The sequence below is a fragment of the Butyrivibrio sp. MC2021 genome (genome assembly GCF_000621605.1).
GTDB lineage: Bacteria > Bacillota > Clostridia > Lachnospirales > Lachnospiraceae > Butyrivibrio.
Genome location: NZ_JHXX01000012.1, coordinates 45,645 through 70,180 on the forward strand (window position 1 = coordinate 45,645; position 24,536 = coordinate 70,180).

20 protein-coding genes and 1 tRNA gene are annotated in these 24,536 nt (G+C 45.5%); 18 read left to right on the top strand and 3 right to left on the bottom strand.

The window, feature by feature from the left end; all coding sequences use genetic code 11:
- The first annotated feature begins 84 nt into the window (after nt 1–84).
- Entirely contained in the window at nt 85–450 is a 366-nt protein-coding gene (locus T359_RS0114690; protein ID WP_197027102.1) for a leucine-rich repeat protein, read from the top strand.
- A 101-nt stretch (nt 451–551) separates the two neighbouring features.
- Nucleotides 552–3,332: a hypothetical protein gene (locus T359_RS0114695; RefSeq protein ID WP_026518129.1), complete on the top strand. Its 2,781-nt coding sequence runs from the start codon at nt 552–554 to the stop codon at nt 3,330–3,332.
- A gap of 178 nt (nt 3,333–3,510) precedes the next feature.
- Here T359_RS0114695 and T359_RS0114700 read toward each other — a convergent pair.
- A tRNA-Trp gene (locus T359_RS0114700) sits at nt 3,511–3,582 on the bottom strand.
- A gap of 183 nt (nt 3,583–3,765) precedes the next feature.
- Here T359_RS0114700 and T359_RS20595 point away from each other — a divergent pair.
- The 16 genes from T359_RS20595 to T359_RS0114780 all read left to right on the top strand — a co-directional run bounded on the left by T359_RS20595 (nt 3,766) and on the right by T359_RS0114780 (nt 22,937).
- Entirely contained in the window at nt 3,766–5,547 is a 1,782-nt protein-coding gene (locus T359_RS20595) for an alpha-amylase family glycosyl hydrolase (protein ID WP_035784635.1), read from the top strand.
- A gap of 154 nt (nt 5,548–5,701) precedes the next feature.
- Complete coding sequence (gene pepF, locus T359_RS0114710; RefSeq protein WP_026518130.1) at nt 5,702–7,498, top strand: oligoendopeptidase F; 1,797 nt, start codon at nt 5,702–5,704, stop codon at nt 7,496–7,498.
- Nucleotides 7,499–7,548: 50 nt separating this feature from the next.
- Nucleotides 7,549–8,082, top strand: coding sequence for a VanZ family protein (locus T359_RS20600; RefSeq protein WP_256374490.1), 534 nt, complete (start codon nt 7,549–7,551; stop codon nt 8,080–8,082).
- The gene (locus T359_RS0114720) at nt 8,054–9,673 is read left to right on the top strand and encodes a response regulator (protein ID WP_026518131.1); all 1,620 of its coding nucleotides are present in this window, start codon (nt 8,054–8,056) and stop codon (nt 9,671–9,673) included. The genes T359_RS20600 and T359_RS0114720 overlap by 29 nt, the downstream gene beginning before the upstream one ends.
- On the top strand, nt 9,670–11,004 hold the full coding sequence (locus tag T359_RS0114725) for a sensor histidine kinase (RefSeq protein WP_026518132.1): 1,335 nt from the start codon (nt 9,670–9,672) through the stop codon (nt 11,002–11,004). Before T359_RS0114720 ends, T359_RS0114725 begins: the two co-directional genes overlap by 4 nt.
- A 143-nt stretch (nt 11,005–11,147) precedes the next feature.
- Nucleotides 11,148–12,140 (top strand): ABC transporter substrate-binding protein, encoded by a 993-nt coding sequence (locus tag T359_RS0114730; protein WP_026518133.1) that lies wholly within the window; start codon nt 11,148–11,150, stop codon nt 12,138–12,140.
- Nucleotides 12,141–12,258: 118 nt separating this feature from the next.
- Entirely contained in the window at nt 12,259–13,743 is a 1,485-nt protein-coding gene (locus T359_RS0114735; protein ID WP_051545492.1) for a sugar ABC transporter ATP-binding protein, read from the top strand.
- A gap of 3 nt (nt 13,744–13,746) precedes the next feature.
- Entirely contained in the window at nt 13,747–14,832 is a 1,086-nt protein-coding gene (locus T359_RS0114740; RefSeq protein ID WP_026518135.1) for an ABC transporter permease, read from the top strand.
- Nucleotides 14,833–15,864 carry an ABC transporter permease subunit gene (locus tag T359_RS0114745; protein ID WP_026518136.1) on the top strand — a complete coding sequence of 344 codons (1,032 nt, stop codon included), beginning with the start codon at nt 14,833–14,835 and terminating at the stop codon, nt 15,862–15,864.
- On the top strand, nt 15,861–16,910 hold the full coding sequence (locus tag T359_RS0114750; RefSeq protein ID WP_026518137.1) for an ABC transporter substrate-binding protein: 1,050 nt from the start codon (nt 15,861–15,863) through the stop codon (nt 16,908–16,910). Before T359_RS0114745 ends, T359_RS0114750 begins: the two co-directional genes overlap by 4 nt.
- A 202-nt stretch (nt 16,911–17,112) precedes the next feature.
- The gene (gene infC / locus T359_RS0114755) at nt 17,113–17,637 is read left to right on the top strand and encodes a translation initiation factor IF-3 (RefSeq protein WP_242839106.1); all 525 of its coding nucleotides are present in this window, start codon (nt 17,113–17,115) and stop codon (nt 17,635–17,637) included.
- A gap of 106 nt (nt 17,638–17,743) precedes the next feature.
- Nucleotides 17,744–17,944, top strand: coding sequence for a 50S ribosomal protein L35 (gene rpmI / locus T359_RS0114760; protein ID WP_022777867.1), 201 nt, complete (start codon nt 17,744–17,746; stop codon nt 17,942–17,944).
- 95 nt (nt 17,945–18,039) lie between these two features.
- Nucleotides 18,040–18,396, top strand: coding sequence for a 50S ribosomal protein L20 (gene rplT, locus T359_RS0114765; protein WP_022777866.1), 357 nt, complete (start codon nt 18,040–18,042; stop codon nt 18,394–18,396).
- 129 nt (nt 18,397–18,525) lie between these two features.
- A complete protein-coding gene (locus tag T359_RS0114770) occupies nt 18,526–19,965 on the top strand; it encodes an aminoacyl-histidine dipeptidase (RefSeq protein WP_035784638.1) in 1,440 nt (479 codons plus the stop codon).
- A gap of 44 nt (nt 19,966–20,009) precedes the next feature.
- On the top strand, nt 20,010–20,573 hold the full coding sequence (locus T359_RS0114775; protein WP_026518140.1) for a TetR/AcrR family transcriptional regulator: 564 nt from the start codon (nt 20,010–20,012) through the stop codon (nt 20,571–20,573).
- A gap of 15 nt (nt 20,574–20,588) precedes the next feature.
- On the top strand, nt 20,589–22,937 hold the full coding sequence (locus tag T359_RS0114780) for an alpha-galactosidase (RefSeq protein WP_026518141.1): 2,349 nt from the start codon (nt 20,589–20,591) through the stop codon (nt 22,935–22,937).
- A gap of 189 nt (nt 22,938–23,126) precedes the next feature.
- On the opposite strand, the gene T359_RS20605 is transcribed toward T359_RS0114780, so the two are convergent.
- Complete coding sequence (locus T359_RS20605) at nt 23,127–23,402, bottom strand: DUF1858 domain-containing protein (protein WP_155840137.1); 276 nt, start codon at nt 23,400–23,402, stop codon at nt 23,127–23,129.
- Nucleotides 23,403–23,434: 32 nt separating this feature from the next.
- Nucleotides 23,435–24,469 carry an aldo/keto reductase gene (locus tag T359_RS0114795; protein ID WP_026518143.1) on the bottom strand — a complete coding sequence of 345 codons (1,035 nt, stop codon included), beginning with the start codon at nt 24,467–24,469 and terminating at the stop codon, nt 23,435–23,437.
- Nucleotides 24,470–24,536: the final 67 nt, after the last annotated feature.

Genomic DNA, 24,536 nt, shown 5'->3' on the forward strand with positions numbered 1-24,536 from the left:
CATTCGTCAGAAAGTTGCGACAAATACTGCTGTTATGGCTATAGTACTATCCTTACTGTTCAGGGAAAAGGTAAAATGCATTTTATGGCTACAAAAGTCTTAAAAATGCATTTATCGACAGAGGTAACTATTCCTTCCAAGGTTACAACCATCGGAAGTGAGGCCTTTTGTTTATGCCATTACCTTACTGAGGTAACACTGCCTGCATCGGTGAAATATAAGATAACCTACAAGCTTGAGGGCGGCAAACAGCAGAAAGCAGCTGCCAAGACCTATACTACAGACAAGGACTGCATGCTTCCGACACCCACCAGGGATGGCTATAGCTTTTCCGGCGGGGAGAAAAACGTTCCCCATACAGCAAATATCAAACAAACAGGTAAGACCCTGACCATTAAAAAGGGCAGTACCGGGGCAGTTTCATTTACCGCAACCTGGATTAAAAAGTGAGATATATTTTCTCCTTTAAATATTATTTTGTTAATAGTATAATGGTTGGGATTTGGCGGTAAAATGCCAAAAATATGTAATGGGATAGAAATGGGAAAGGTATGAAAAGTAAGATTTTATCTATGCTGCTGGCACTTTCAATTGTGGCAGGCAGCGTAAGTGCTGGCGTTACAAGTTACGCTGCAGAGAACGAAAATTTGATGGATTTCTTTGAAGAGGATGCACCTGGGGAGGATGCCTCTGAGGAAGACGTTGAAGACAAAGAATCATCAGACGATGTAGCTTCAGCCGAGAATTCATCAGAAGAGTACGATGTAGATGATATTGCTTCTGAGGAGAGCTCTGAGGAAACAGCAGAGGAACCTTCTGATGAAGTATCAGAGGAAGCAACAGAAGATTCTTCAGAAGAGCAGATAATAATCGAAGAAGCATCAGAAGAATTATTGATAGAAGAGGCATCAGCGGTAGCATCAGAAGGCATTTCCGAGGGAAACTCAGAGGAACTTTCCGATGATCAGATCCTGGATGTGGAAGATGCCTTACTTAATGTAAACGGCAGCACCAACTACTATTATCTGACCGAAGTTGACGGCGCTATGCAGGGAGCACCTGTTTATTTCAAGTACAAGAATGCAAAGAAACCATCAGCAGGCAGTTTCTATTATTCCGATGCGGATTGTACCAAAAAGCTCACTTCAACATGGCTTTATACCACAAAAACTTGTGATGAAAGCTACAAGTACTTCTATGTTAATAAAAAGGGCAACTTTGCAAAGGGCATCACAAAGGTAGACGGAACCACCTACTATTTTGACAAGGAAACCGGCAGACTTACCAAGACAACCGGAGCACAAAAAGTAGGCAGTAACTATTACTATTTCCTCAATGGAGTAATGGTCACCGAAAAGGGCTTTGTCTATAAAAACAATTACAGATATATTTACTATGTAACCGGTTCATCAGGCGTGCTCGCCACCGGCTATAGGACCATAAAGACCGAGAGATATCCTGAAGGAAAGAAATACCATTTTGAAAAAGACGCTACAATGAGTGTTATTTCCTTTAGCGTAAACGGAAAGACCTATATCACCAACCAGTATAACTATGATGATCCCAGTAATCCCGGCCCTGAGGACTTATTTGTCCTCTCCGCTGCAGATGTTAAGAGACTTCAGAAAGTCAGCAACGGCGGGATTGATCCTAAGATCAGAGTCAACGACGACGGCTCTTTATACAACGGCTGGATAGCAATCGATGGCATAAAGTATTACTACTTTGAGGGTGAACCCCTTAACCCTCGAAATGCGCTTATGATGTATTCCGGTGCAACAATATATTATATTTTTAAGCAGGATACCTTCGTTGCAAATATTGGTGGAAAGAACTACTGGTTTAACCAGGACGGTACCCTTAACAGTGGCTGGATGAGATACACCTTTGATACAGGAATCCTCCTTATAAAAGGAAACCAGGCATCCTGCACCAGCGCCAAGGACTGCTACATGTATTTCTCACCTTCAGACAAAGCAGCAGTAAAAGGCTTTAAGAAAGTTTTTGTTCCAAAGCTTAACGCAAGAGGCGAATTTGACCTTGATAAGGAAGGCAAAGTAGTTCTTACAGATGAGGAAAATACTCTTTTGTTTGCAGATGGAAAGTTCGGAGGCCTCGAGCCCGGTACACTTGTCAGAGACTGTAAGTATATGTACAAGGGCAAGCTTTACACCCTTGACAGTGTTGGTGCTGTTTATAAGATAACTCCCGGACCTGTGGAACAGGATGGCGGTATAGTTTACAAAAAGGCTGACGGAAGCCTGGGAACAGGAAGAATCGACGGCTTTTACTATGATCCCGCTACCTCCTTCAGACTCTCAGATGTTGTAAGAAAAAGCGGCAAAAAGTGGTACTACTACGGAAAAGACGCACAGCAGGCTACTTCCCTTAAAGTTAAGCTTGATAACGGAAAGACCGCCGAAGCTGTATTTAACAAAGACGGCAGCATTAAATATTTTGCTGACGCAGCCGGTGAAAAAGTGACAGATGCAACCTTCACTCTTGGCTCAGCCCTTTACTTTATCGGAAATAAGTCACTTCCTGCTACAGGCCTTGTAACTCATACTTTTGCAGGAACAGAAAAAGCTATAACTGTGGTTGTGGACAATGATGGCAGATGTACCTATAACCAGGCTCAGACTGCTTCCAATGACTATATGCTTAAGATTGGCAAAAAGATCTACGTGGTAAGCGGCGGCCGTATTGCAGATGACACTGAAAAGGCATATAAGGTAAGCGATTTTTCCAAGCTTTCTTCAGCGGATAAAAAAGTAATGGAAAAATACCAGTCCTTTGCCTGCTCAATGGCAACAAGCTCAACCGCTATCGATTATAAGAACTATAAGCTGCCTGTTTACGTAGATTCTGACGGCCATGTTTGCGCTAAGACCATAGTAAAGGATGGCAAGACTCTTCATATAAACAAGTATGGTGTTGCCTTTGAGGATTTAGGATACTTTAGAAAACAGGGCGGCTCCTGGTACTTTTTGGGCGCTGAACAGGCAGGTTCTGCATATATTGACGGAACCTTGGCTGACCTGAAAACGTTCAACAGTCAGAGTATCAATGTCAATCTGACCTGGGATGATAAAATGAAAATGGGTAAGTTTGTTGATGCAAGCACAGGAAAAGCCGTATCCGGCATGCTTTCCATCGACTCGATCACCATAAACGGCAAGACAGTTGAGGCCGAAATGGACATTTACGTTAAAAACGGCGTTATGAGCACCGCATCCAAGACAGTAAGTTATAACGGAAATAAGATTACTTTATATTTTGACAAAGATACAGGTCTTTTAGACTATATACCCATTTTGAATATGATGGAGTAAGCAACTGACAACCGCAGGCACTGCCTGCGGTTGTTTTTTTATATCAGAAAACCCGATAAATACAACTAAAAATTTCCTTAGACACCAATGGGTATATTCTGCCAAACGTGTGTACGGCTATTCAATAATAGCTATAAAAAAAAGTCTGAAAACAAGAAGTTTTCAGACCTTTTAATAGCAGGGGAAGCAGGATTCGAACCCGCATGAACGGTTTTGGAGACCGCAATACTAGCCATTGTATGATTCCCCTATTCAGTTCTGTCCTGTGCTTTTCGCACCGACGAATGTTAGTATAGCATAGGAGTTTTTGATTGTAAAGAAATAATTTTTAAAGGAAAACGTTTTCTATGAAAAAATATTGTGTTATACTTGTTAAGATTATGTTGTATCATATATAAGGGAGTATAGTTTTGTGTACTAAGAGGAATGCTTTATGCATAAGAAGAATAAATTGATCGTGGCTCTGGGCGCAGCGGCGCTGCTGGTGGGGTGCACCGGGATAATGATAGAGACGGGGCGCGATAAGGACAGCGAAAATAATATAGCGTCAAATGTGGCATCCTCAGAGGAACCTGTTCCTGAGGAGGTTATTGAGGAGAGTGAGCCGCTGAGAGTTATAGATGACAAATACCGTACCACCTATGAGGTTTTTGTTTACTCCTTTGCTGACAGCAACGGAGATGGTATCGGTGATCTGAGAGGTCTTGTTAACAATCTTGATTATATTAATGACGGTGATGATCAGACAGAAACTGATCTTGGTTGCAATGCCATCTGGCTTATGCCCATTTCTCCGTCGCCTACCTATCACAAATATGACATAACCGATTATAAGAATATCGATCCTGAGTACGGCTCCATTGATGATTTTGATGACCTTGTGGCTGAGTGTCATGAGAGGGGTGTTAATGTATATCTTGACCTGGTCCTTAATCATACCTCCAGCGAGCATCCCTGGTTCAAGGAGGCCACTGATTATCTCAAGGCCCATCAGGACTTTTCGGAGGTCCTGGATGAGAACGGCGATTTTACTCCCGAGGCCATCGAAGAGTGTAAATATCTTGATTACTACAACTTCAGCACTGAAGTGCTGGAGGGCTATGAGAAGGTTAACGGCACGGACTGGTATTATGAGGCCAGATTCTGGTCCGGAATGCCGGATCTGAACCTTGACAGCGAAAGAGTTTTTGATGAGATAACAGGGATCACCAAGTTCTGGTCCGTAAGAGGAGTTGACGGTTACAGACTTGATGCCGTAACCTCCTACTACACCAAAGACATTGAGAAGAACATTGAGTTTTTGACCAAACTCAATACCATGATCAAGAGCCAGAATCCCAAGGCATACATAGTTGGGGAGGCCTGGACTTCCCAGGCGGAATACGCTCAGTACTATCAGAGCGGAGTTGACAGCTTTTTTGATTTCAACTATGCCAACGGTGAGGGCATGATAGCAAGGCTTGCCAGGAGCAAGATGAATGCAGCCAAGTTCGGCGAGGAACTGGCCAATACTGAGAAGCTCCTTTCTGAGAACAATCCTGATTACATCGACGCACCATTTTATACCAATCACGACATGGCTAGAAGCGCCGGTTATTACTCCGGAAAAGGGGCAGACAACAGCGTCAAGCTCTCCGGAGGACTGAACCTTCTGATGGGAGGCAATGCCTTTATCTACTACGGCGAAGAGCTTGGAATGAGGGGCTCAGGTAAGGATGAGAACAAGAGAGCTCCCATGTACTGGGTGAATGAAGCCGGCTCCGGTCAGGAGTACGACAGACTTACCAAAATGATGTGCAAGGGACCCAAGGATATGGACGAGGTTGCCATGTACAACCCTCCTTACTACGTGCAGAAGGATGATGAGTATTCCATTTACAACTATTACAGGAATGCCATCAAAATGAGAAACACCTTCCCGGTAATAGCCAGAGGAACCACCACCCCTGTGACTGAGATCGAGGGCGAAAGACTTGGGGCTTTCATAAGAAGCGTTCCGGAGGATTCCGTGGACACCAGTGTCTTCGGACCTGCCAGTGTCCTTGTGATATTTAACAACAGCGCAGAGGAGATAACGGTTCAGATTTCCAAGAGCACCGCGGCCTGGGGCTACAACAGCATCGCTTACCAGCTTAACACCTCAGCTCAGGAGTCAACTCTTACGGGAAGCAGCCTCACTGTAGCGCCCTATGGAATAGTTATTTTGAAAAAATAATAAGTGAACTTGTGCTTATTGCACCGTGGCCGTAGTTTTACGGCTTCGGTGCTTTATTTTATTAAAATTATACCTCACTTGATTGGACAAAATGTGTTATTATAGGAGTCGAAATTATGCCCAATTGGTATTTTTTGAAAGGAAGGAAATTATTATGCAGGACAAATTATTAAAGAGAGAAGACGTCAAGGAGGAACTTACCTGGCGCCTTGAGGACATATATGAGAGTGAAGACAAATGGGAAGAGGACTTAAAGAGCTGCGAGAAGCTTGGAGATGAGCTGGCTTCTTTTGCCGGCAAGCTTTCAGGCAGTGCCAAGACTCTCCTTGATTTCTTCAAGCTCTATGAAAAGAGCGAGCTGCTCCAGAGCGCCATCTACGGCTATGCTCACATGAGACACGATCAGGATACATCCAACACCAAGTACACAGGAATGTATCAGAGAGCATATTCAGCCCTGGTTCAGATGTCTGAGAAGGTAGCTTTCCTTGAGCCTGAGATCCTTGAGATGTCAGACGAGACTGTAGAGAAGTTCTACAAGGAAGAGGCTGAACTTGAGAATTACAGAGTGACCATCACTGAGATCAGAAGACTTAAGGCTCACATCCTTAATAAGGAGATGGAGGAGCTTCTTGCATCTGCAGGAGAGGTTCTCGGAGCATCCCAGAACAGCTACGGCATGCTTTCCAATGCTGACATGAAGTTCCCTGAGGTTAAGGACGGCAAGGGCGAGAATGTTCAGCTCTCCGACGGAAGATTCGTTCCGATCCAGCATTCCAAGGACAGAGTTCTCAGAAAGAACGCTTTTGAGGCATATTACACAAGATACGCAGATTACAAGAATACCTGGGCTGCTATGTACAGCGGAGAGGTTAAGGGCCGTATCTTCAAGGCTAAGGCCAGAAAGTATGACAACATCTTCGAGGCAGCAGTTGATCACAACAACGTATCACCTCTTGTCTGCGACAGACTTTTCGAGGCTGTTCACAGCAACATGGACAAGATGCACAAGTATGTAAGCCTTCGTAAGAAGCTTCTTGGAGTTGACGAGCTTCATATGTATGACGTTTATGTTGACATGATCCCTGAGTTTGATATGAAGGTTACCTATGAGGAGGCCAAGGAGATGTCTCTCAAGGCTCTTGCTCCTCTGGGCCAGGATTACCTTGATATTGTTAAAAAGGCTTATGACGAGAGATGGATCGATGTTCCCGAGAACGAAGGCAAGAGAGGCGGCGCTTACTCCAGCGGCGTTTACGGAGTTCATCCTTACATGCTCCTTAACTACAACGATACATTAAACGACGTATTTACCCTTGTTCATGAGATGGGACATTCAATGCATACCTGGTATTCAGAGCATGCTCACAACGTATTTGATTCCAGCTACAAGATCTTCGTTGCCGAGGTTGCATCTACCACCAATGAGATGCTTCTTTTCCATTATCTCAAGAACAATGCCAAGGATGACAAGGAGAAGGCATTTATCCTTAACCACCTTCTTGAGAGCTTCAAGTCCACAATGTTCCGTCAGACTATGTTTGAGGAGTTTGAGAGAAAGTCCGGCAAGATGGCAGAGGACGGCGAGCCTCTTACAGCTGATTCATTATCACAGCTTTACTATGACCTGAACCTTGAGTACTTCGGCAAGGATATGAACATGGATGACCTTATCCGCTATGAGTGGTGCAGGATTCCTCACTTCTACTACAACTTCTACGTATATCAGTACGCAACCAGCTTTGCGGCAGCAGTTGCCATTGCAAACCGCATCATGAAGGGTGAGGAAGGCGTAGTTGAGGCATACAAGAACTTCCTTTCAAGCGGATGTACACAGGATCCTGTAAGCCTTCTTAAGATCGCAGGTGTTGATCTTACAACCAAGGCTCCTCTTGAGGAAGCACTTCAGGTATTCGGCGAAGCAATCGAAGAGATGGAAAGTCTTACATGAAGTATTTTTTACTGTATATAAAACAAACATTGCGGTTTGTGCTTAAGCCAATGTCTTTTGTGCCCGCAATCATCATGATGTGTTTGATTTTTATGTTTTCCGAACAGGATGGATATGAGAGCAGCCGCCTCAGCTATGAGGTGGGAGTCAAGGTCCTTACCGTGGCCAATGACACTCTGGACAAAGGCTGGACTGTAGAGCATATCCATCAGCTGTCGGAGGACTTGCAGTTCTATATCAGAAAGACCGCTCATTTTACAGAGTACTTTTTACTGGCGGTATCGGTGGCATTTCCCCTTTATGTATATGGGGTCAGGGGATTGTGGCTTGTATTCTGCGCAGGGTCTTTCTGTATAGCTTTTGCCTGTCTTGATGAGTATCATCAGACCTTTGTGGGAGGAAGAAGTCCTCAGAAAAAGGACGTTTTCATCGACAGCTGCGGCGTAATGCTTGGGGTAATTGTTACGCGCATAGTAGGCTGGACCGGCAGAATGACAATATTTAAGCCTCTTTCCAATCACAGGGAGAAGGCAGGGGAAAAAGGTAGAAAAAAGAATGTTAAAGGTATTTCTTGCCGAGGATGAGTTTGTCATCCGAGAGGGTATCAAAAACAATATCAATTGGAGTGATCACGGGTATGAATTCTGTGGAGAGGCAGGCGACGGAGAGCTTGCCTTCTCCATGATACAGAAGCTGCGGCCCGATATCCTTATCACTGACATCAGAATGCCTTTCATGGACGGACTTACCTTAAGTCGCATGGTCAAGGCGGAATTTCCCGGAATAGAAATAATACTGCTCACAGGTTATGAGGATTTCGAATATGCCAAGGAGGCCATAAGAATAGGTGTGGCATCCTATCTGTCCAAGCCCATCAGCGGACAGAACCTTCTTTCTGAAATAGACCATGTGGCAGAAAAAATAATCGAAAAGAGAAAAGAAAAAGAGGCGGCTCTTCGCTATGAACAGGATATGAAGGAGAAGGCGCAGCTTGATAAACAGGAATTTTTCAAGGACATTGTCACCGGAGGAAAGAGCCTGTCCGAGATTCTGGACAGAGCCAAGAAGCTCTCAATGAACATTCTTGCCCTTCGCTACAACATTGTCCTTGTTAAGATATGGTCCACCAGACATGATGCGGGAGAGTACTCCGGCAGCGTGGTTCAGGTGGAGGAAAAGATAGACGGCATCGCAGCAAAGTATGATGCCCTTGTTTTCGACCTCAATCTGGAGGGAAAGGCTCTTTTGTTCAGGGCGGACTCCGATGATGAGCTTAATAATAGGATTGATAATGCCCTTCTGGAAATGAAGGAAGTATTTTCCGGATATAATCATATCAGATACTACGGCGGTGTGGGACAGAGCACCGACAGGATCACAGATATCCCCAGGTCCTTTGACTGGGCAAGCCGCGCCTTTGCCCACCTCTATCTGTCCTCAGACAGCGACTTTTTGTACGGTTCGGAGGAAAAGCTTGGCTCCATGAAAGAGAATGTCATCCTCTCAGAGGTTGATCCCAAGCATATCGACAGAAGGCTCATCAGGGAGTTCCTCAGAAGAGGTGATGAGAGCGAGACCGAGTATTTCATGGAGGAGTTCTTTAACGGCATGGGTAAAAATGCCATGAAATCCACCATGCTCAGACAGTATATCGCCATGGATGTGTATTTTTGCGTAGCGGATTTTGCAGAGTCGGAGCTGAAGCTCTCCCGCAGTGACGTGGATGCCATCATTCCTTCCGCGGAGCTACTGGCGGATGAGAAGACCACCTGCGATTATCTCATCAGCATCATCAACAAGGCCATCGATCTTAGGAAAAAGACCGCAGAGGGAAGCTACAGGGATGTGGTCAACCAGGTCATCGCCTATATCGAGGAGCACTACTGTGAGGATGAACTGTCACTTAACCAGCTGGCGGCGGTGGTCAATTTTTCACCCAACCACTTAAGTGCGGTATTCAGACAGGAAACGGGACAGCCCTTCATCAAATATCTCACGGACTTCAGGATGGAGAAGGCAAAAGAGCTTCTTTTGTCCACCTCCAAAAAGAGCAACGAGATAGGACTTCTGGTGGGCTATAAGGACCCTCACTATTTTTCATTTTTGTTTAAAAAGACTCAGGGAGTGACCACGACTCAGTACAGAGGAGTGGGACATCCGGGAGAAGCTGTATGACGGATACTGGATCCAGAAAAAGAAAACAGAATAAATCAAGGCTAGCGAATCAGATACGTATATCGTATCTGATCCTTCTTTTGCCAAATATTATCTTCATGGTTTATGCCTTCTACAATCTCTGGCTGGTGAATGAAAGATATAACAAGATGCTGAGCTCCGTTGTGGCGGCCAGCGAATTCAGTCTGGATTTCAAGGAGGACTTTGACTACGAGACCTATCTTCTGATAGTCGGGAATGTGACTCCCAAAGAGTCCAGGATCCCCGGGCTTTTGGAGGATGCGGGCAGAGTAGTTGACAGTCTTCAGGACTATACCGATACCCCCGACAATCTAAAAAGAATAGACAGCGCCAAGAAGTATCTGAATAACCTTTCAGGATACATCGAAAAGATCGAGGTCAATCTGGAGGACGGTAACCGGTATGAGAAAAATATGCTTATCTGGGAGAACGACGTTCAGATAGTTACGGCTCTTTTACAGGAGACCATCAACGAATATATCTACTACGAGAACAGGCAGATCCAGAGTGCTCAGGCGGATAACAGGCAGCTCTATATCGACACCGCCAGGATCTCCGTTATGCTGTTTTTCTTTATTCTTGCAGCTATCATAGTGGTTTCCGTTGTGGGACCCATGTGGATCACAAGGCCCATTGAGGAGCAGGTCATTGAGGAGCAGAAGAAGCTTAGGAAAGCGGAGTTCGAGGTTCTTCAGGCCCAGATCAACCCCCACTTTCTCTACAATACTCTGGATGCCATCGTATGGTCTGCGGAGGCCGGCAATCAGAAGCAGGTTGTCAGCATGGTAGGAAGTCTTTCGGAGTTCTTCAAATCATCTCTCAACAAGGGAAAAGAGATAGTATCCGTCAGGGATGAACTTCAGCATGTCAGAAGTTATCTGGAGATCCAGCAGATAAGATACCAGGATATCCTGAGCTATGAGATCGATGTTCCGAATTCTCTCAATGAGTGCACTATTCCAAAGATCACCCTTCAGCCTGTGGTGGAAAATGCTCTTTACCACGGCATCAAGAACAGGAGGGCCCTTGGAAAGATAACGGTCAAGGGAATCGATGAAGAGGACACCATGGTCCTGCAGGTTACCGATGACGGAATCGGTATGGATGAAGAGAGACTTTCGGAAGTAAGGAAGGCTCTTTCCGACAACAGGGAAGACGACGGTCAGGTGTACGGCCTTTACAATGTCAATGAGAGAATAAGGCTCAACTACGGCGATGAATACGGCATCTCCATTGAGAGCACCAAGGGAGAGGGCACCTGCGTTATGATAAGGCTTCCGAAAATCTTAACCGGAATCGTAGAAAAATGAAACAAAATAAATAAATCATAAAAAAATCAACAATCTTCGTTTTTTATTGAATGGCACTTTTTCTCCAAATCCATAGAATTATAGATGTGTAAGGAATAGTCCTTACAGGAATAAACTACTTTAATTTATTCAGGAGGGTTACTATGAAGAAAAAGTTTTTAGCAGCAGTATTGGCATCTGTAATGGCATTTGGACTTGTTGCCTGCGGAAGCAGCACAGGTTCAGCACCCGCTAAGACATCAGGCGGTGAGGGCGGACTTATCAAGGTTGGTATCATCAACAACGATCCTAACGAGTCCGGATATCGTACAGCTAACGATGCAGACCTTAAGGCTAAGTTCACAAAAGAGAACGGCTATGATGCATCTTTCGCTTACAGCTTAAAGAACGACGAGCAGATTCAGTATGCTCAGACATTTATTCAGGATGATGTTGATTATCTTCTTTTATCTGCAGCTGACACAGCAGGCTGGGATTCAGTTCTTCAGGATGCTCAGGCAGCAGGCGTAAAGGTTATCCTTTTCGACCGTACAATCGATGCAGACTCAAGCCTTTACGAGGCATCAATCGTATCTGACATGGCTAAGGAAGGCCAGACAGCTGTTGACTGGCTTGCAAGTCAGAACCTTTCAGAGTACAACGTAATTCACATTCAGGGTGTTATGGGATCAGCTGCTCAGCAGGGAAGATCAGGCGCTCTTGATACTAAGGTTGCAGCAGAAGGCAACTGGAACATTGTTAAGCAGCAGACAGCTGAGTGGAACGCAGAGAAGGCACAGCAGATCGTTCAGTCAGTTATCGATGCAGGCACACCTTTCAACGTAGTATACGCTGAGAACGACGATATGGCTAAGGGCGCTGTTGCAGCTCTTGATGCAGCCGGTATCACACACGGTGTTGGCAAGGACGTTGTTGTTATGGGCTTTGACTGCAACAAGTGGGCTCTTGAAGAGCTTCTTGCTCAGAACTGGAACTACGATGGACAGTGCAATCCTTTCCAGGCTAGCTACATCGATGACATCATCAAGACTCTTGAGAGTGGCGGATCACTTTCACAGAAGACAATCATCATGGATGAGAAGGGCTTCGACGCTACAACAATTACTCAGGACGATGTAGACAACTATGGCATCTAAACGATAAACTGGTCTAGTCCAATATAGCTTTACACAAGGCGCGGCGGCAGTGTCTGCCGCGTCTTTTTTAAACAAAAGGCGAGGAGAGTAAAAAGTGAGCGATACGACAATCCTGAAGATGCGGGGCATCAACAAAACATTTCCGGGTGTGCGGGCACTTCAGAATGTGGACTTTACCCTGAATAAAGGTGAGATCCATGCCCTTATGGGGGAAAACGGCGCCGGAAAATCAACACTTATCAAGGTCCTTACAGGTGTTTACACCAAGGACGGCGGAACAATAGAGCTGGAGGGAAAGGGAGAAGTCTCCATCCATTCACCTCAGGAAGCTCAGAACAACGGTATCAGTACCGTTTATCAGGAGATTACCCTCTGCCCCAACCTTACAGTGGCAGAGAATATGTTTATCGGAAGAGAAAAGGGTGCTTTCACCAACTGGAAGCATATGAACACTGAATCCGACAGACTTCTTCAGAAATTGGACATTCCTGCAAAGGCCACCCAGCAGCTGGGAAGCTGCTCCATAGCAGTACAGCAGATGGTGGCAATTGCCAGAGCGATAGATATGGACTGCAAGGTTCTTATTCTCGATGAGCCTACTTCCTCACTTGACGAGCAGGAGGTTGAGAAGCTCTTTGACCTTATGAGAGACCTTAAGAAAATGGGAGTTGGAATCATCTTCGTTACCCACTTCCTGGATCAGGTTTATGAGGTATGTGACAAGATCACAGTACTTCGTGACGGACAGCTGGTGGGCGAGTATGAGATCAAGGATCTTCCCAGAGTTCAGCTTGTTGCCAAGATGCTTGGTAAGGAGATGGATGACCTCTCTGACATTAAGGGCGAGAGTGCTTCTTATGCAGGAGATGATGCAGGCGAGATAGTATTTGAGGCCAAGGACCTTCAGAGTAACGCAGGCATAAGACCTTTTGACTTCTATATTAAAAAGGGTGAAGTCAACGGCTTTACCGGACTTCTCGGATCAGGACGAAGCGAGTGCGTAAGAGCAATCTTCGGAGCTGACAGAGTTATCGGCGGTACAGTCAAGGTTCATGGAAAAGAGGTTAAGATCAGCAATCCTCTCGATGCCATGAAGAACGGCATAGCTTATCTTCCTGAGGACAGAAAGCTTGACGGAATTATCGGGGATCTTTCCGTAAGAGATAACATTATTCTGGCTCTTCAGGTACTTACAGGCTTCTTCAAGCCCTTCAGCAAGGCCAAGGCCAATGCTTTTGCTGATGAATATATTAAGAAACTTAATATCAAGACCGCATCTGCGGACACACCCATCAAATCATTGTCCGGCGGTAACCAGCAGAAGGTTATTCTTGCCAGATGGCTTTTGATGCATCCTGAGTATCTTATCCTGGATGAGCCTACAAGAGGTATCGATGTAGGAACCAAGGTAGATATCCAGAAGCTGGTTCTTGAGCTTGCTTCGGAGGGAATGAGCGTTACCTTCATTTCATCCGAGACAGATGAGATGCTCAGAACCTGTTCAAGACTTGTAGTAATGCGCGATAGAAAAGTAGTGGGACAGCTTTCAGGAAACAGTCTCACCCAGAACAATATCATGAGTACTATCGCAGGAGGAGATTAAGGTATGTCAGATACAAAAAAGAAAAAGGATCAGAGCTTTTTAAAAAGGCTTACATCAAATCAGCTCTTTATTCCGCTTCTTGCACTTATTCTTCTCGCGGCAATAAATCTGATAGTTGATCCCAGTTTTATAAAGGTTACACCCGGTTACAACAACGCAGGAAATCCGGTTCTTTCCGGATACCTCATTACTATTTTGGATTACGGCTCAGAGCTGGCTATTCTTGCCATCGGTATGACACTGGTAACAGCGGCTTCCGGCGGACAGGACATTTCAGTAGGTGCTACCATAGCAATTGCGGGATCTGCAATGCTTAGAGTTCTCTGCGGCGGCGATTCAAGACCTGAGACCATTCAGGCGCCCATCATCGTGGCATTCCTTGTAGCCTGCCTGGTAGGTATGCTCTGCGGAGCCTTCAACGGACTTCTGGTTTCCGTATTCAAGATCCAGCCCATGATCGCAACACTGATTCTGTTCACTGCAGGTCGTTCCATTGCAGCATGGATCAACAACAACGAGCTTCCTATCGTTCCGGATCCTAGATTTTCCTATTTCGGTGGATTCATTCCGGGAATTCCGATTCCCACAACAGTGTTCATTGCTGCCATCTGTATCGTAGTGATCGCACTGGTGCTGAAGTTCACCAATCTGGGACTTTACACACAGGCAGTTGGTATCAACGAGAGCTCATCAAGACTTAACGGTATCAACCCTACATTTATCAAGTTCCTGGCTTTTGTAATCCTTGGTATCTGCGTAGCAGTTGCAGCGCTTATCAAGGTAAGCCGTCTTTCAACCATCAACTATTCTGTTATTGCAAAGGATATCGAGATGGATGCTATCCTTGCGGTAGCCCTTGGCGGAAATGCTCTTTCAGGAGGTAAGTTCAATATCTGGGCATCAATCCTTGGAGCATATGTTATTCAGTTTTTGACAACAACTCTTTATAAGTTCAATGTGCAGTCAGACGCTCTTGCAGCTTACAAGGCTGTTGTAGTTATTCTCCTTGTAGTATTCTCGGCACCTAAGGTGAGAGAGACTATGGGCAATCTTGTTAAAAAGGTTGCACCCAAGAAGGAGGTGGCATAAATGAGACTTAGAAAGGGCAGTATTTTCAACAAGATAAGCGATACAAACCTGCTTCTTATCATCACTATTGTCATTTTCTTTATGATGTATATCGGAGCGATCATTTTCCAGGGCGGCGGTTTCACCAAGCCCCAGATGTTCTTTAACATCCTTAACGCCAACGCTTCTCTTATCATAACAGCCACAGGCATGAGCATTGTTATGATCTGCGGCGGAATCGATATCTCCGTGGGCGGCGTTGTTGCACTGGTTTCCATGTGCTGTGCGGTATACCTTGATTACCATGACGGAAGCATCCTGGGATCGATCCTCATTGCTCTTGGCATCGGCCTGGCTTACGGCCTGGTACAGGGATTCCTTGTAGCATATCTGGACATCCAGCCCTTCATAGTATCGCTGGCAGGTATGTTCTTTGCCAGAGGTATGACAACCATCGTTAACACAGCTCCTTTTAACGTAGCAGACGAGGAGTTTACAGCCCTCAAGCTCACCAGAATCAATGTTCCTTTCCTGGGATCCTACAACAAAAAAGGTGTATGGATGCCTGCCTATGTTGAAATCGGTGTTATTGTAGCTCTTCTGATTGTGGTATTATTGTTTGTGGTGCTTCGCTGGACCAAGCTTGGAAGAAACTTCTACGCTGTAGGAGGAAATAAGCAGAGTGCACTCATGATGGGAATCAACGTTAAGCGTACCAAGTTCCTTTCACACCTTATCTGCAGCATTCTTGCAGGAATCGGCGGATATGTTTACTTCCTTCATGTAGGTTCCGGAGCAGCCAGCCATGCTATGGGTATGGAAATGAACGCCATTGCTTCTTCAATTATCGGCGGAACAATGCTTACCGGTGGTGTAGGTAATATCATCGGAACCCTGTTCGGAGTATTGTCACTTAGCACAATTCAGAACATCGTTGCTTCAGCAGGTCTTGATGATGCATGGTGGACAGGAATCACCATTGCTGCAATGCTCTGTCTCTTCCTTATTATTCAGAGTATAGTGATGGCACAGAAAAAGAAGGCTCTTAAATGAAAAAATACCTACCATTACTTGCAGTAGTATTTCTTATAATAGGATTTATGATCGGCTGCGGAGGAAACTATGTTTCCTCCGATGAGGCAGCCGTTGATAACAGCACTGAAAAAGCCGACACGTTAATAACGGTCGGCTTCTCTCAGTTGGGGGCGGAATCGGACTGGCGAAGCGCCAACACGGATTCCATGCTTGCCACCTTCACCGAAGAAAACGGATATTCACTGGTCTACAAAAACGGACAGCAAAAGCAGGCCAATCAGATCACTGCCATCAGGACTTTCATACAGCAGGATGTTGATTATATAGTCCTGGCTCCCGCCAACGAAGAGGGCTGGGAATCGGTGCTGTCGGAGGCCAGGGATGCCCATATCCCTGTTATCCTGGTGGACAGAAGAGTCAATGCCTCGGACAAGAATCTCTATTCCTGCTGGGTAGGCTCTGACTTTGAGCTGGAGGCCAAAAAGGTCACCGCCTGGATCAATGCCTATACCACCGGCTGCGGAATAGACCCTTCAGAGCTTCATATAGTAAATATCCAGGGTACCATCGGAAATACTGCTCAGATCGGAAGGACCAGAGGTCTTGCCAATGCGGCCAGGGACTACGGCTGGGATCTTATGGCTGAGATTTCCGGGGACTTCACCGAGGCCAAGGCCCGGGAGGTTATGGAGGCACTTTTAAAACGCTTTGACAATATAAATGTGGTATACTGTGAAAATGACAACGAGGCCATCGGCGCCATTTCAGCTCTTGAGAGCGCAGGCAGAAGAGTAGGACCGAATATCCAGAAGGGTGAGGTTATGGTGGTTTCCTTTGACGGCGTCAATCAGGAGGCTCTTAATTATGCAAGAGAGGGCAAGATTTCCTGCATCGCGGAGTGCAATCCCTTGCACGGTCCCAGAGTTGATGCCCTGATCAAGGCCCTTGAGAACGGGGAGCAGCCCGATAAGTTCAACTATGTGGATGAGAAGATATACAGCTCAATCCCTGATGTGACCGATGTTACAGTTGACGGTAAGACTTATCCCATCGAGAAACCATAACAAAATTTAATTTATGTGTTGACACATTCTTGTAGTTTGTGTTATAGTACTTGAGTATTTGAAAACAAAGCAGAGTATCCACTCTCACCCTGCGGCACAGCCAGTAGCGGTTAATATCTTTTCAAATCTTCCCTTTAGTAAAGGGTAGACTGGAATCAGATTATTTGTGGATACTTGCGAGTATCCACTTTTTTTACATATTTTGGAGGATAAAGCCATTAGCGAGTTATTTATTAATGACCAGATCAGAGCTAAGGAAGTTCGTGTAATTGGTATCGAGGGGGATCAGCTGGGTGTTATGTCCATTCAGGACGCCAGGAAGATCGCTGAAGATGAGGGTGTTGATCTTGTAATGATCGCTCCTACAGCCAAGCCACCTGTTTGCAGAGTTGTTGATTACGGCAAGTTCAAGTATGAGCAGCTTCGCAAGGAGAAGGAAGCAAGGAAGAAACAGAAGACAGTCGAGATCAAAGAGATCAGACTTTCTCCCAACATTGACACCAATGACCTTAACACCAAGGTTAACGCTGCCAAGAAGTTCCTTGAGAAAGGAAACAGAGTTAAGATCACTCTTCGTTTCCGTGGAAGAGAAATGGCTCATATGGGTGCAAGTGTGCACATTCTTACAGATTTTGCAGAGGCACTTGCTGATGTGGCTGTTGTTGAGAAGCAGCCCAAGGTTGAGGGACGTAGCATGACCATGTTCCTTACCGAGAAGAAAAACTGATTTTTAGCCAGTTTATTGGTTAAAGATAAATCTATGATATTTGCCTGGATGCGTATGCATTCCATATATCATAAAAATCTATTGATGAATTAGGAGGATTTTAGTTATGCAGCAAAAGATGAAGACAAAGAGAGCTGCTGCCAAGAGATTCAAGGTTACAGGAACTGGCAAGCTCATGAGAAACAAAGCGTATAAGCGCCACATCTTAACAAAGAAGTCCACAAAGAGAAAGAGAAATCTTAGACATGCCGGACTTGTTGACGCTACAAATGTAAAGACAATGAAGAGCATCCTTCCTTACGCTTGAGCAGAACACTTGACGAGTTTTTTTCGAGTCTAGTGAGAAGCCCATAATTGTTTGTTAATAGGAAGATGATTTTGAAATTTTAGGAGGATTTTAAGATGGCAAGAGTTAAAGGCGCATTAAATGCCAAGAAGAAGCATAAAAGAGTATTAAAGCTTGCAAAGGGCTACAGAGGAGCAAGATCAAAGCAGTACAGAGTAGCTAAGCAGTCAGTTATGAGAGCACTTACTTCTGCATTCGCTGGACGTAAGCAGAAGAAGAGAGATATGAGATCTCTCTGGATCACACGTATCAATGCTGCAGCTAGAATCAATGGTCTTTCATACAGCAACATGATGCACGGTCTTAAGCTTGCCGGCGTAGACATCAACAGAAAGATGCTCGCTGAGCTTGCAGTTAACGATCCTGATGGATTCAAGACACTTGCAGAGCTTGCAAAAGAGAAGATTGCATAAAAAGTTACCGGAATTTTCGGTGGAAACTTTCATTGATTAAATAGTTTTTATAGAGTATTATTAGGGAGTATCGTATATAGCGATACTCCTTATTTTATTGAAATTATTTAAATAGCGAGGTGCTTGGTTATGGCATTTGAGAATTTAGAGCCAAAGGAAGTTTTTCATTTCTTTGAAGAGATCTGCAGAATCCCACACGGCTCAGGGAATCTTCAGCAGATCAGTGATTATCTTGTTTCTTTTGCTAAGGAGAGAAATCTTGAGGTTACTCAGGACAGTGAGCTTAATGTTATCATCAAGGCTCCCGGAAGCGCGGGCTATGAGGATAAAGAGCCTGTGATCCTTCAGGGACATATGGATATGGTTGCGGTTAAGGAAGATGGCTGCGATATAGATATGAAGACAGAGGGACTTCGCACTGCCACAGACGGAGAGTATGTCTGGGCTGAGGGCACAAGTCTCGGCGGAGACGACGGAATCGCAGTAGCTTACTGCCTTGCGATTCTTGATTCCAAGGATATTCCTCATCCTCCTCTTGAGGTTGTTATCACCACCAATGAAGAGACAGGAATGTTTGGTGCCGCTGCCATCGATCTTTCAGGTTTGAAGGGCAAAAAGCTCATCAATATAGACAATGAGAAGGAAGGCCAGTTCATCGTCAGCTGTGCCGGCGGTGCAAGGATCTATTCACAGTTTCCTGTTAAGAGAGAAAGTGCTGTAGGCAGCCTTCTCAAGGTTGATATTTCAGGTCTTTTCGGAGGACATTCCGGAGAGATGATCAAGTGCGGAAGAGGTAATGCCAATATCCTTCTTGCAAGAACCATTCTTGAAGCCATGGACAAGGTGGAGGCAAAGCTCGTTACCATCGAGGGCGGTGTGGCAGACAATGCCATTCCCAGTACTGCAGCAGCCCTTGTTCTTGTGGATGAGAAGGATGAAGACGCTTTTGCAGAGAGCGTAGCTGCTACTCTTGCTGACGTTAAGGGCGAGCTGGAGGTCAAGGATCCCGGTGTAATGATCCAGGTATCAGAGGTGGCTGAGGCCGCTGAACAGAGCGCCATTACCTTAGAGAATACAAGAAGAGTTCTTACAGCTATCTGTTCCATGCCTGACGGAGTACAGGCCATGAGCTCATCAGTTGAGGGCCTTGTGGAGACATCACTTAACCTTGGCATCATCAAGTGCGATGAGGAGAAGGTTACCGTGGATCAGTCCGTAAGAAGCAGCGTAGGCTCTTCCAAGAAGGCACTTATGAGAAAGGTAACTTCCATCATCACAGTATTCGGTGGAAGCTACACCGTAAGCGGAGAATATCCCGGCTGGAAGTTCAGACAGGAATCAGACCTCAGAGAGCATATGGTCAGCACCTACGAGAAAATGTATGGCAAAAAGCCCGTTATCGAAGCTATCCATGCGGGACTTGAGTGCGGTATCTTAAGCGAGAAGATTGAGGGTCTTGACTGTATCTCCATCGGCCCGGATATGGACGATATCCACTCTGCCAAGGAGAGACTTTCAGTGGCATCAACAAGAAATGTGTGGGAATTTTTGAAGGCAGTTCTTGCATAACATAGATTGGGGAATCAGCAAATAACTAAGGAGGGTTACAAGTAGTGAATGAGATCAGACAGATGATAATGGATTCCGTTATCAACCAGTTTAACAAAAAAGGTATGAAGTTCACCATGGACGACATTTCCAGAGAACTTCACATCAGTAAGAAGACTATCTACAAGGAGTTTGAGGATAAGAACGAGCTCTTTTTTGCCACAGTAGATTACGGTTTCTCTGCCATTAAGAACAAGGAGGCAGAGGTACTGGCTGATGACAGCCTTGATCTTATTGAAAAGATATCAAGACTCATTGTTTGTCTTCCTGATAACTATAAGAACATCGATTTCAGAAGGGTTTACCAGCTGAAGGAGAAATATCCTCTGGTTTACCAGAAGGTGGCCCACAGAATCGAGACAGACTGGGAAGAGACGGATAAGCTCCTGCTTCAGGCCATGGAGGAGGGCCTTATCAGAAAGGTTCCCCTTAATATCATCAAGTTGATGATCGAGGGTGCCATTGAGAGATTCCTTAGTTCTGAGGACCTCAATGATACTGATCTTAGCTACGAGGATGCTCTGAATCAGATGATCGATATCATGATCAATGGTCTCAGGGTTAAATAACAGGGAGGTTGCACTATGATCTACGCTGACGGAAATATATTTTTACTTCAGACCGAAAATACCTCATATTTGTTCAGAAAGCTCTCCTCAGGGCATCTTGAGCACGTTCATTACGGAGCCTCTCTTTTTGCAAAAGATGCGGATATTAAGGGAAACATAGAGAAAGTAACTGAGGCTGTAGCTCCCAAGCACTTTTTCGGCGGCGGAAATATGAATGTCTATTCCGATGAGCATGCCGATATTTTCCTGGAGCAGCTGGGCCTTGAGATGTCATCCTTTGGTAAGGGGGATATCAGGGATCCCTTCGTGGAACTTACTTATGCTGACGGCTCCAAGACTGTGGATTTTCTCTTTGAGAACTTTGAGGTAAAAAAGGGTAAGGCAATGCTGGAGACTCTGCCTTCCTCCTACGAAGCTGACGAGCAGCTTTTTATCGTCCTTAAGGACAAACAGTACAATGTGAGACTTATGCTGATCTATTCAGTATTTGAATCTATAGATGTTATCACAAGAAGCGCCATCATATACAATGACAGCGACAAGCCTGTGACAATTGACAGGATCCTCAGTACTCAGATCGACTTTAACCGTCCTGCTTTCAAGATGACTTCCTTCCACGGAAGATGGGCAGATGAGATGGGAAAGCACGAATCCGTCTGCACCGGCGGCAAGGTTGTCTGCGAGGAGCTTAATGCAGGAGAGTCCGGTTCCAGATCCAATCCTTTTGTCATTGTAAGTGATATAGATGCGGATGATCAGCACGGCGAATGTTATGGCTTTAACCTCATTTACAGTGGTGATCACTACGAGGCTCTCTCATCAAACGGAGCCAATATGAGCCGCTTTGTCAGCGGCATACAGCCCGGCAGCTTTACATGGCTTCTTGGCCCCGGGGACAGCTTTGAGACTCCCGAGGCAGTTATGACCTTCTCAGGAAGGGGCATGAACGCCATGAGCATCAACATGCACGAATTTGTCAGAAAGCATGTGGTTCGCGGCAGCTGGCGTGACAAGGAAAGACCGATTCTTATCAACAGCTGGGAGGCAGCCTACTTTAACTTTACGCAAGGGTCTCTTATTTCTCTGGCAAAAGAGGCTAAGAAGTGCGGAATAGAGCTCTTTGTCATGGATGATGGCTGGTTTGGCGAAAGAAATGATGACAAGAGATCTTTAGGTGACTGGTACGAGAATAAAAAGAAGCTTCCGGGAGGAATCCAGGAGCTGGCTGATAAGATAATAGGCCTTGGCATGATGTTCGGTATCTGGGTTGAGCCCGAGATGATCAATGAGGACTCGGACCTTTACAGAGCCCATCCCGACTGGGCGGTTCAGATCCCCGGCAATCCTCATTCCAAGGGAAGAAATCAGATGAACCTTGATCTTACAAGGACAGAGGTTCAGGATTTTGTTATAGAGTCCATGAAGCGGGTATTTTCCGCAGGTAAGATATCTTATGTAAAATGGGATATGAACAGGATCTTCTCCGACAGATTCTCCAAGAGCCTTGGGGAGAGGAGACAGGGAGAGTTCATGCACAGGTACTACCTGGGACTTTACCGCATTATGAAGGAACTGACCCAGAGCTTCCCTGATATTTTGTTTGAGGGATGTTCTGCCGGCGGCAACAGATTTGACCTGGGCATCCTCAGCTATTTCCCTCAGATCTGGGGAAGTGATGATACAGATGCCATGTGCAGACTGGATATTCAGAGAGGCTACAGCTACGGCTATCCTGCCAGCGTGGTAGGAGCCCATGTTTCTGCATGTCCTAACCATCAGACCCTAAACAACACTCCTCTTGAGACAAGATTTGAGATCGCAGCTCCCGGCTGCTTTGGCTATGAGCTCAATCTCTGCGACATGTCTGATGGGGATAAAAAGGTTGTGGCGGATCAGGTTGAGTTCTACAAGAACTGGAGAGAGCTGTTCCAGTTCGGTGATTACTACAGACTTCCTGATTACGGCTACATGATCGTAAGCAGGGATAAGAAAAGAGCGGTATCCTTTATCGTGGAGAGAAATTCAAGACCCAACAATGACTATAAGTGTGTCAGAACAGTGGGCCTTGATGATAGCAAGCTATACAATGTGAAGAACAGAGTGGTTCCCCTTAGCGTCAAGGACTTCGGCAGCCTTATAAATGCCGTAGCTCCCGTACACGTTAAGCAGGATGGAATCATCCATAACATAATGGACAGGGTGGTCAACATCAACAGTGAGGAGCAGAAGGCCGTTGCAACAGGTGCTTCCCTCAACAATCACGGACTTGCCCTTAATCCTAACTTCTGTGGCACAGGCCACAATCAGGATGTCCGCATCTTCCGCACAGGAGATACCCGTCTCTATATCTTCGAAGAGGTATAAATTCAAAGCCTTCCCGGCATATACGGCCGCGGAATTCTATGATATGGATAAGCTTTTTGAAAAGGCCAGTGCTGCTGACAAGGAAAGAGCAAAGGAAGCCTTGAAGACGGCAAAAGAGTTTTTGGCTTAAGAAACAAAGCATATAAAAATCCCCCGGGACTGTTTTCAGAACCGGGGGATAAAAAATAATTATGCGTTGTGCTCACTGAGATACTCGTTCAGGGCATCTGTGATCTCTTCGCTGTCGATTCCGTGTACAGCGCAGGCCTCTGTAAGAGACTCCATAGCTGATGCGGGGCAGTGAATGCAGCCCATGCCGCACTCCATAAGGAACTGTGCTGCAAGAGGGTGCTTGGTAATTATATCTCCCACAAGCATATCGGGAGTAATAAGATCCTTAACTTCTGACATATCTTTCTCCTCACTTTCTGTATCGTTTCCAAAGAATAAATCTTTTAAACTCATAATTATACCTCAAAAGATTGTGCTAAATCATTTTAGCGCACACTAACTTCCCCCGCAAGTACTTTCTTATAATCTTCATAATTCTTTTTAAGAAGCTCGGGAGTGCTGAGTTCGTAAGGGCATTTGGTGGTGCAGGCCCTGCAGTTTATGCAGCCTTCGATCTTTTTCATCTCTGCCTGCCAGTGGTCATTTAGCCAGCTCTCTGATGGAGCACGTCTGAGCATCAATGACATACGGGCACAGTTATTGATCTGAATTCCTGCGGGACATGGCATGCAGTAGCCGCAGCCTCTGCAGAAATCTCCTGCCAGCTCAGTCTGCTCTTTTTCAATAAACTCTTTTATCTCACCGGTGAGCTCAGGAGTCTTGTCCATATAGGAGAGCCACTCATCCAGCTCTGACTCCTTCTGAATTCCCCAGATAGGCATTACATTGTCGTACTGAGCCATAAATGCCATAGCCGCATCGGAGCGGTTGATAAGTCCGCCCGCCAGGCCCTTCATGGCGATAAAGCCCATATTTTTCTCCTTGCAAAGAGCGGCAAGATTCAGTTCTCTCTTGGTTGAAAGGTAACTGAAGGGGAACTGCAGCGTCTCGTAGAGTCCGCTTTCTATGCACTCCTCAGCAACTGCGATCTTGTGAGCTGTTACACCTATGTGCTTTATCATGCCCTGTTCTTTTGCCTTCAGCATGCACTCGTAGAGGCCGGTGCCGTCACCCTGCTTAAAACACTGAGGAACCATGTGGAACTGGTAAATATCGATATAATCGGTCTTAAGATTATTAAGTGAAGTCTCCAGGTCCTTCCAAAATGCATCAGGGGTCTTGGCTGCAGTCTTGGTGGCAATAAAGATTTTTTCCCTTATGCCGTTATTGCCAAAGGCCTCCCCAAGCTTCTCCTCACTGTCGGAATAAGCCCTGGCGGTGTCAAAATAGGTAATGCCGCCTTCGTAGGCCTTCCTTAAGATCCTTACGGAAGTTTCCATGTCATCTCTTTGAATGGGCAGCGCTCCGAAACCATTCTGAGGAGCAGTAATGCCGGTGGTTCCAAGTGTAATATTTCTCATAAGATATCTCCGTTATTCTCAAAAAAACAAATTTGCCATGAGTATTGTAACCATTATAAGTATTTAT

Bases quoted from the DNA above. Each gene is read 5' to 3' on its own strand.
- T359_RS0114690 (WP_197027102.1), top strand. From the start codon at position 85: ATGGCTACAAAAGTCTTAAAAATGCATTTATCGACAGAGGTAACTATT.
- T359_RS0114695 (WP_026518129.1), top strand. From the start codon at position 552: ATGAAAAGTAAGATTTTATCTATGCTGCTGGCACTTTCAATTGTGGCA.
- T359_RS20595 (WP_035784635.1), top strand. From the start codon at position 3,766: ATGCATAAGAAGAATAAATTGATCGTGGCTCTGGGCGCAGCGGCGCTG.
- pepF (WP_026518130.1), top strand. From the start codon at position 5,702: ATGCAGGACAAATTATTAAAGAGAGAAGACGTCAAGGAGGAACTTACC.
- T359_RS20600 (WP_256374490.1), top strand. From the start codon at position 7,549: ATGTCTTTTGTGCCCGCAATCATCATGATGTGTTTGATTTTTATGTTT.
- T359_RS0114720 (WP_026518131.1), top strand. From the start codon at position 8,054: ATGTTAAAGGTATTTCTTGCCGAGGATGAGTTTGTCATCCGAGAGGGT.
- T359_RS0114725 (WP_026518132.1), top strand. From the start codon at position 9,670: ATGACGGATACTGGATCCAGAAAAAGAAAACAGAATAAATCAAGGCTA.
- T359_RS0114730 (WP_026518133.1), top strand. From the start codon at position 11,148: ATGAAGAAAAAGTTTTTAGCAGCAGTATTGGCATCTGTAATGGCATTT.
- T359_RS0114735 (WP_051545492.1), top strand. From the start codon at position 12,259: ATGCGGGGCATCAACAAAACATTTCCGGGTGTGCGGGCACTTCAGAAT.
- T359_RS0114740 (WP_026518135.1), top strand. From the start codon at position 13,747: ATGTCAGATACAAAAAAGAAAAAGGATCAGAGCTTTTTAAAAAGGCTT.
- T359_RS0114745 (WP_026518136.1), top strand. From the start codon at position 14,833: ATGAGACTTAGAAAGGGCAGTATTTTCAACAAGATAAGCGATACAAAC.
- T359_RS0114750 (WP_026518137.1), top strand. From the start codon at position 15,861: ATGAAAAAATACCTACCATTACTTGCAGTAGTATTTCTTATAATAGGA.
- rpmI (WP_022777867.1), top strand. From the start codon at position 17,744: ATGCAGCAAAAGATGAAGACAAAGAGAGCTGCTGCCAAGAGATTCAAG.
- rplT (WP_022777866.1), top strand. From the start codon at position 18,040: ATGGCAAGAGTTAAAGGCGCATTAAATGCCAAGAAGAAGCATAAAAGA.
- T359_RS0114770 (WP_035784638.1), top strand. From the start codon at position 18,526: ATGGCATTTGAGAATTTAGAGCCAAAGGAAGTTTTTCATTTCTTTGAA.
- T359_RS0114780 (WP_026518141.1), top strand. From the start codon at position 20,589: ATGATCTACGCTGACGGAAATATATTTTTACTTCAGACCGAAAATACC.
- T359_RS20605 (WP_155840137.1), bottom strand. From the start codon at position 23,402: ATGAGTTTAAAAGATTTATTCTTTGGAAACGATACAGAAAGTGAGGAG.
- T359_RS0114795 (WP_026518143.1), bottom strand. From the start codon at position 24,469: ATGAGAAATATTACACTTGGAACCACCGGCATTACTGCTCCTCAGAAT.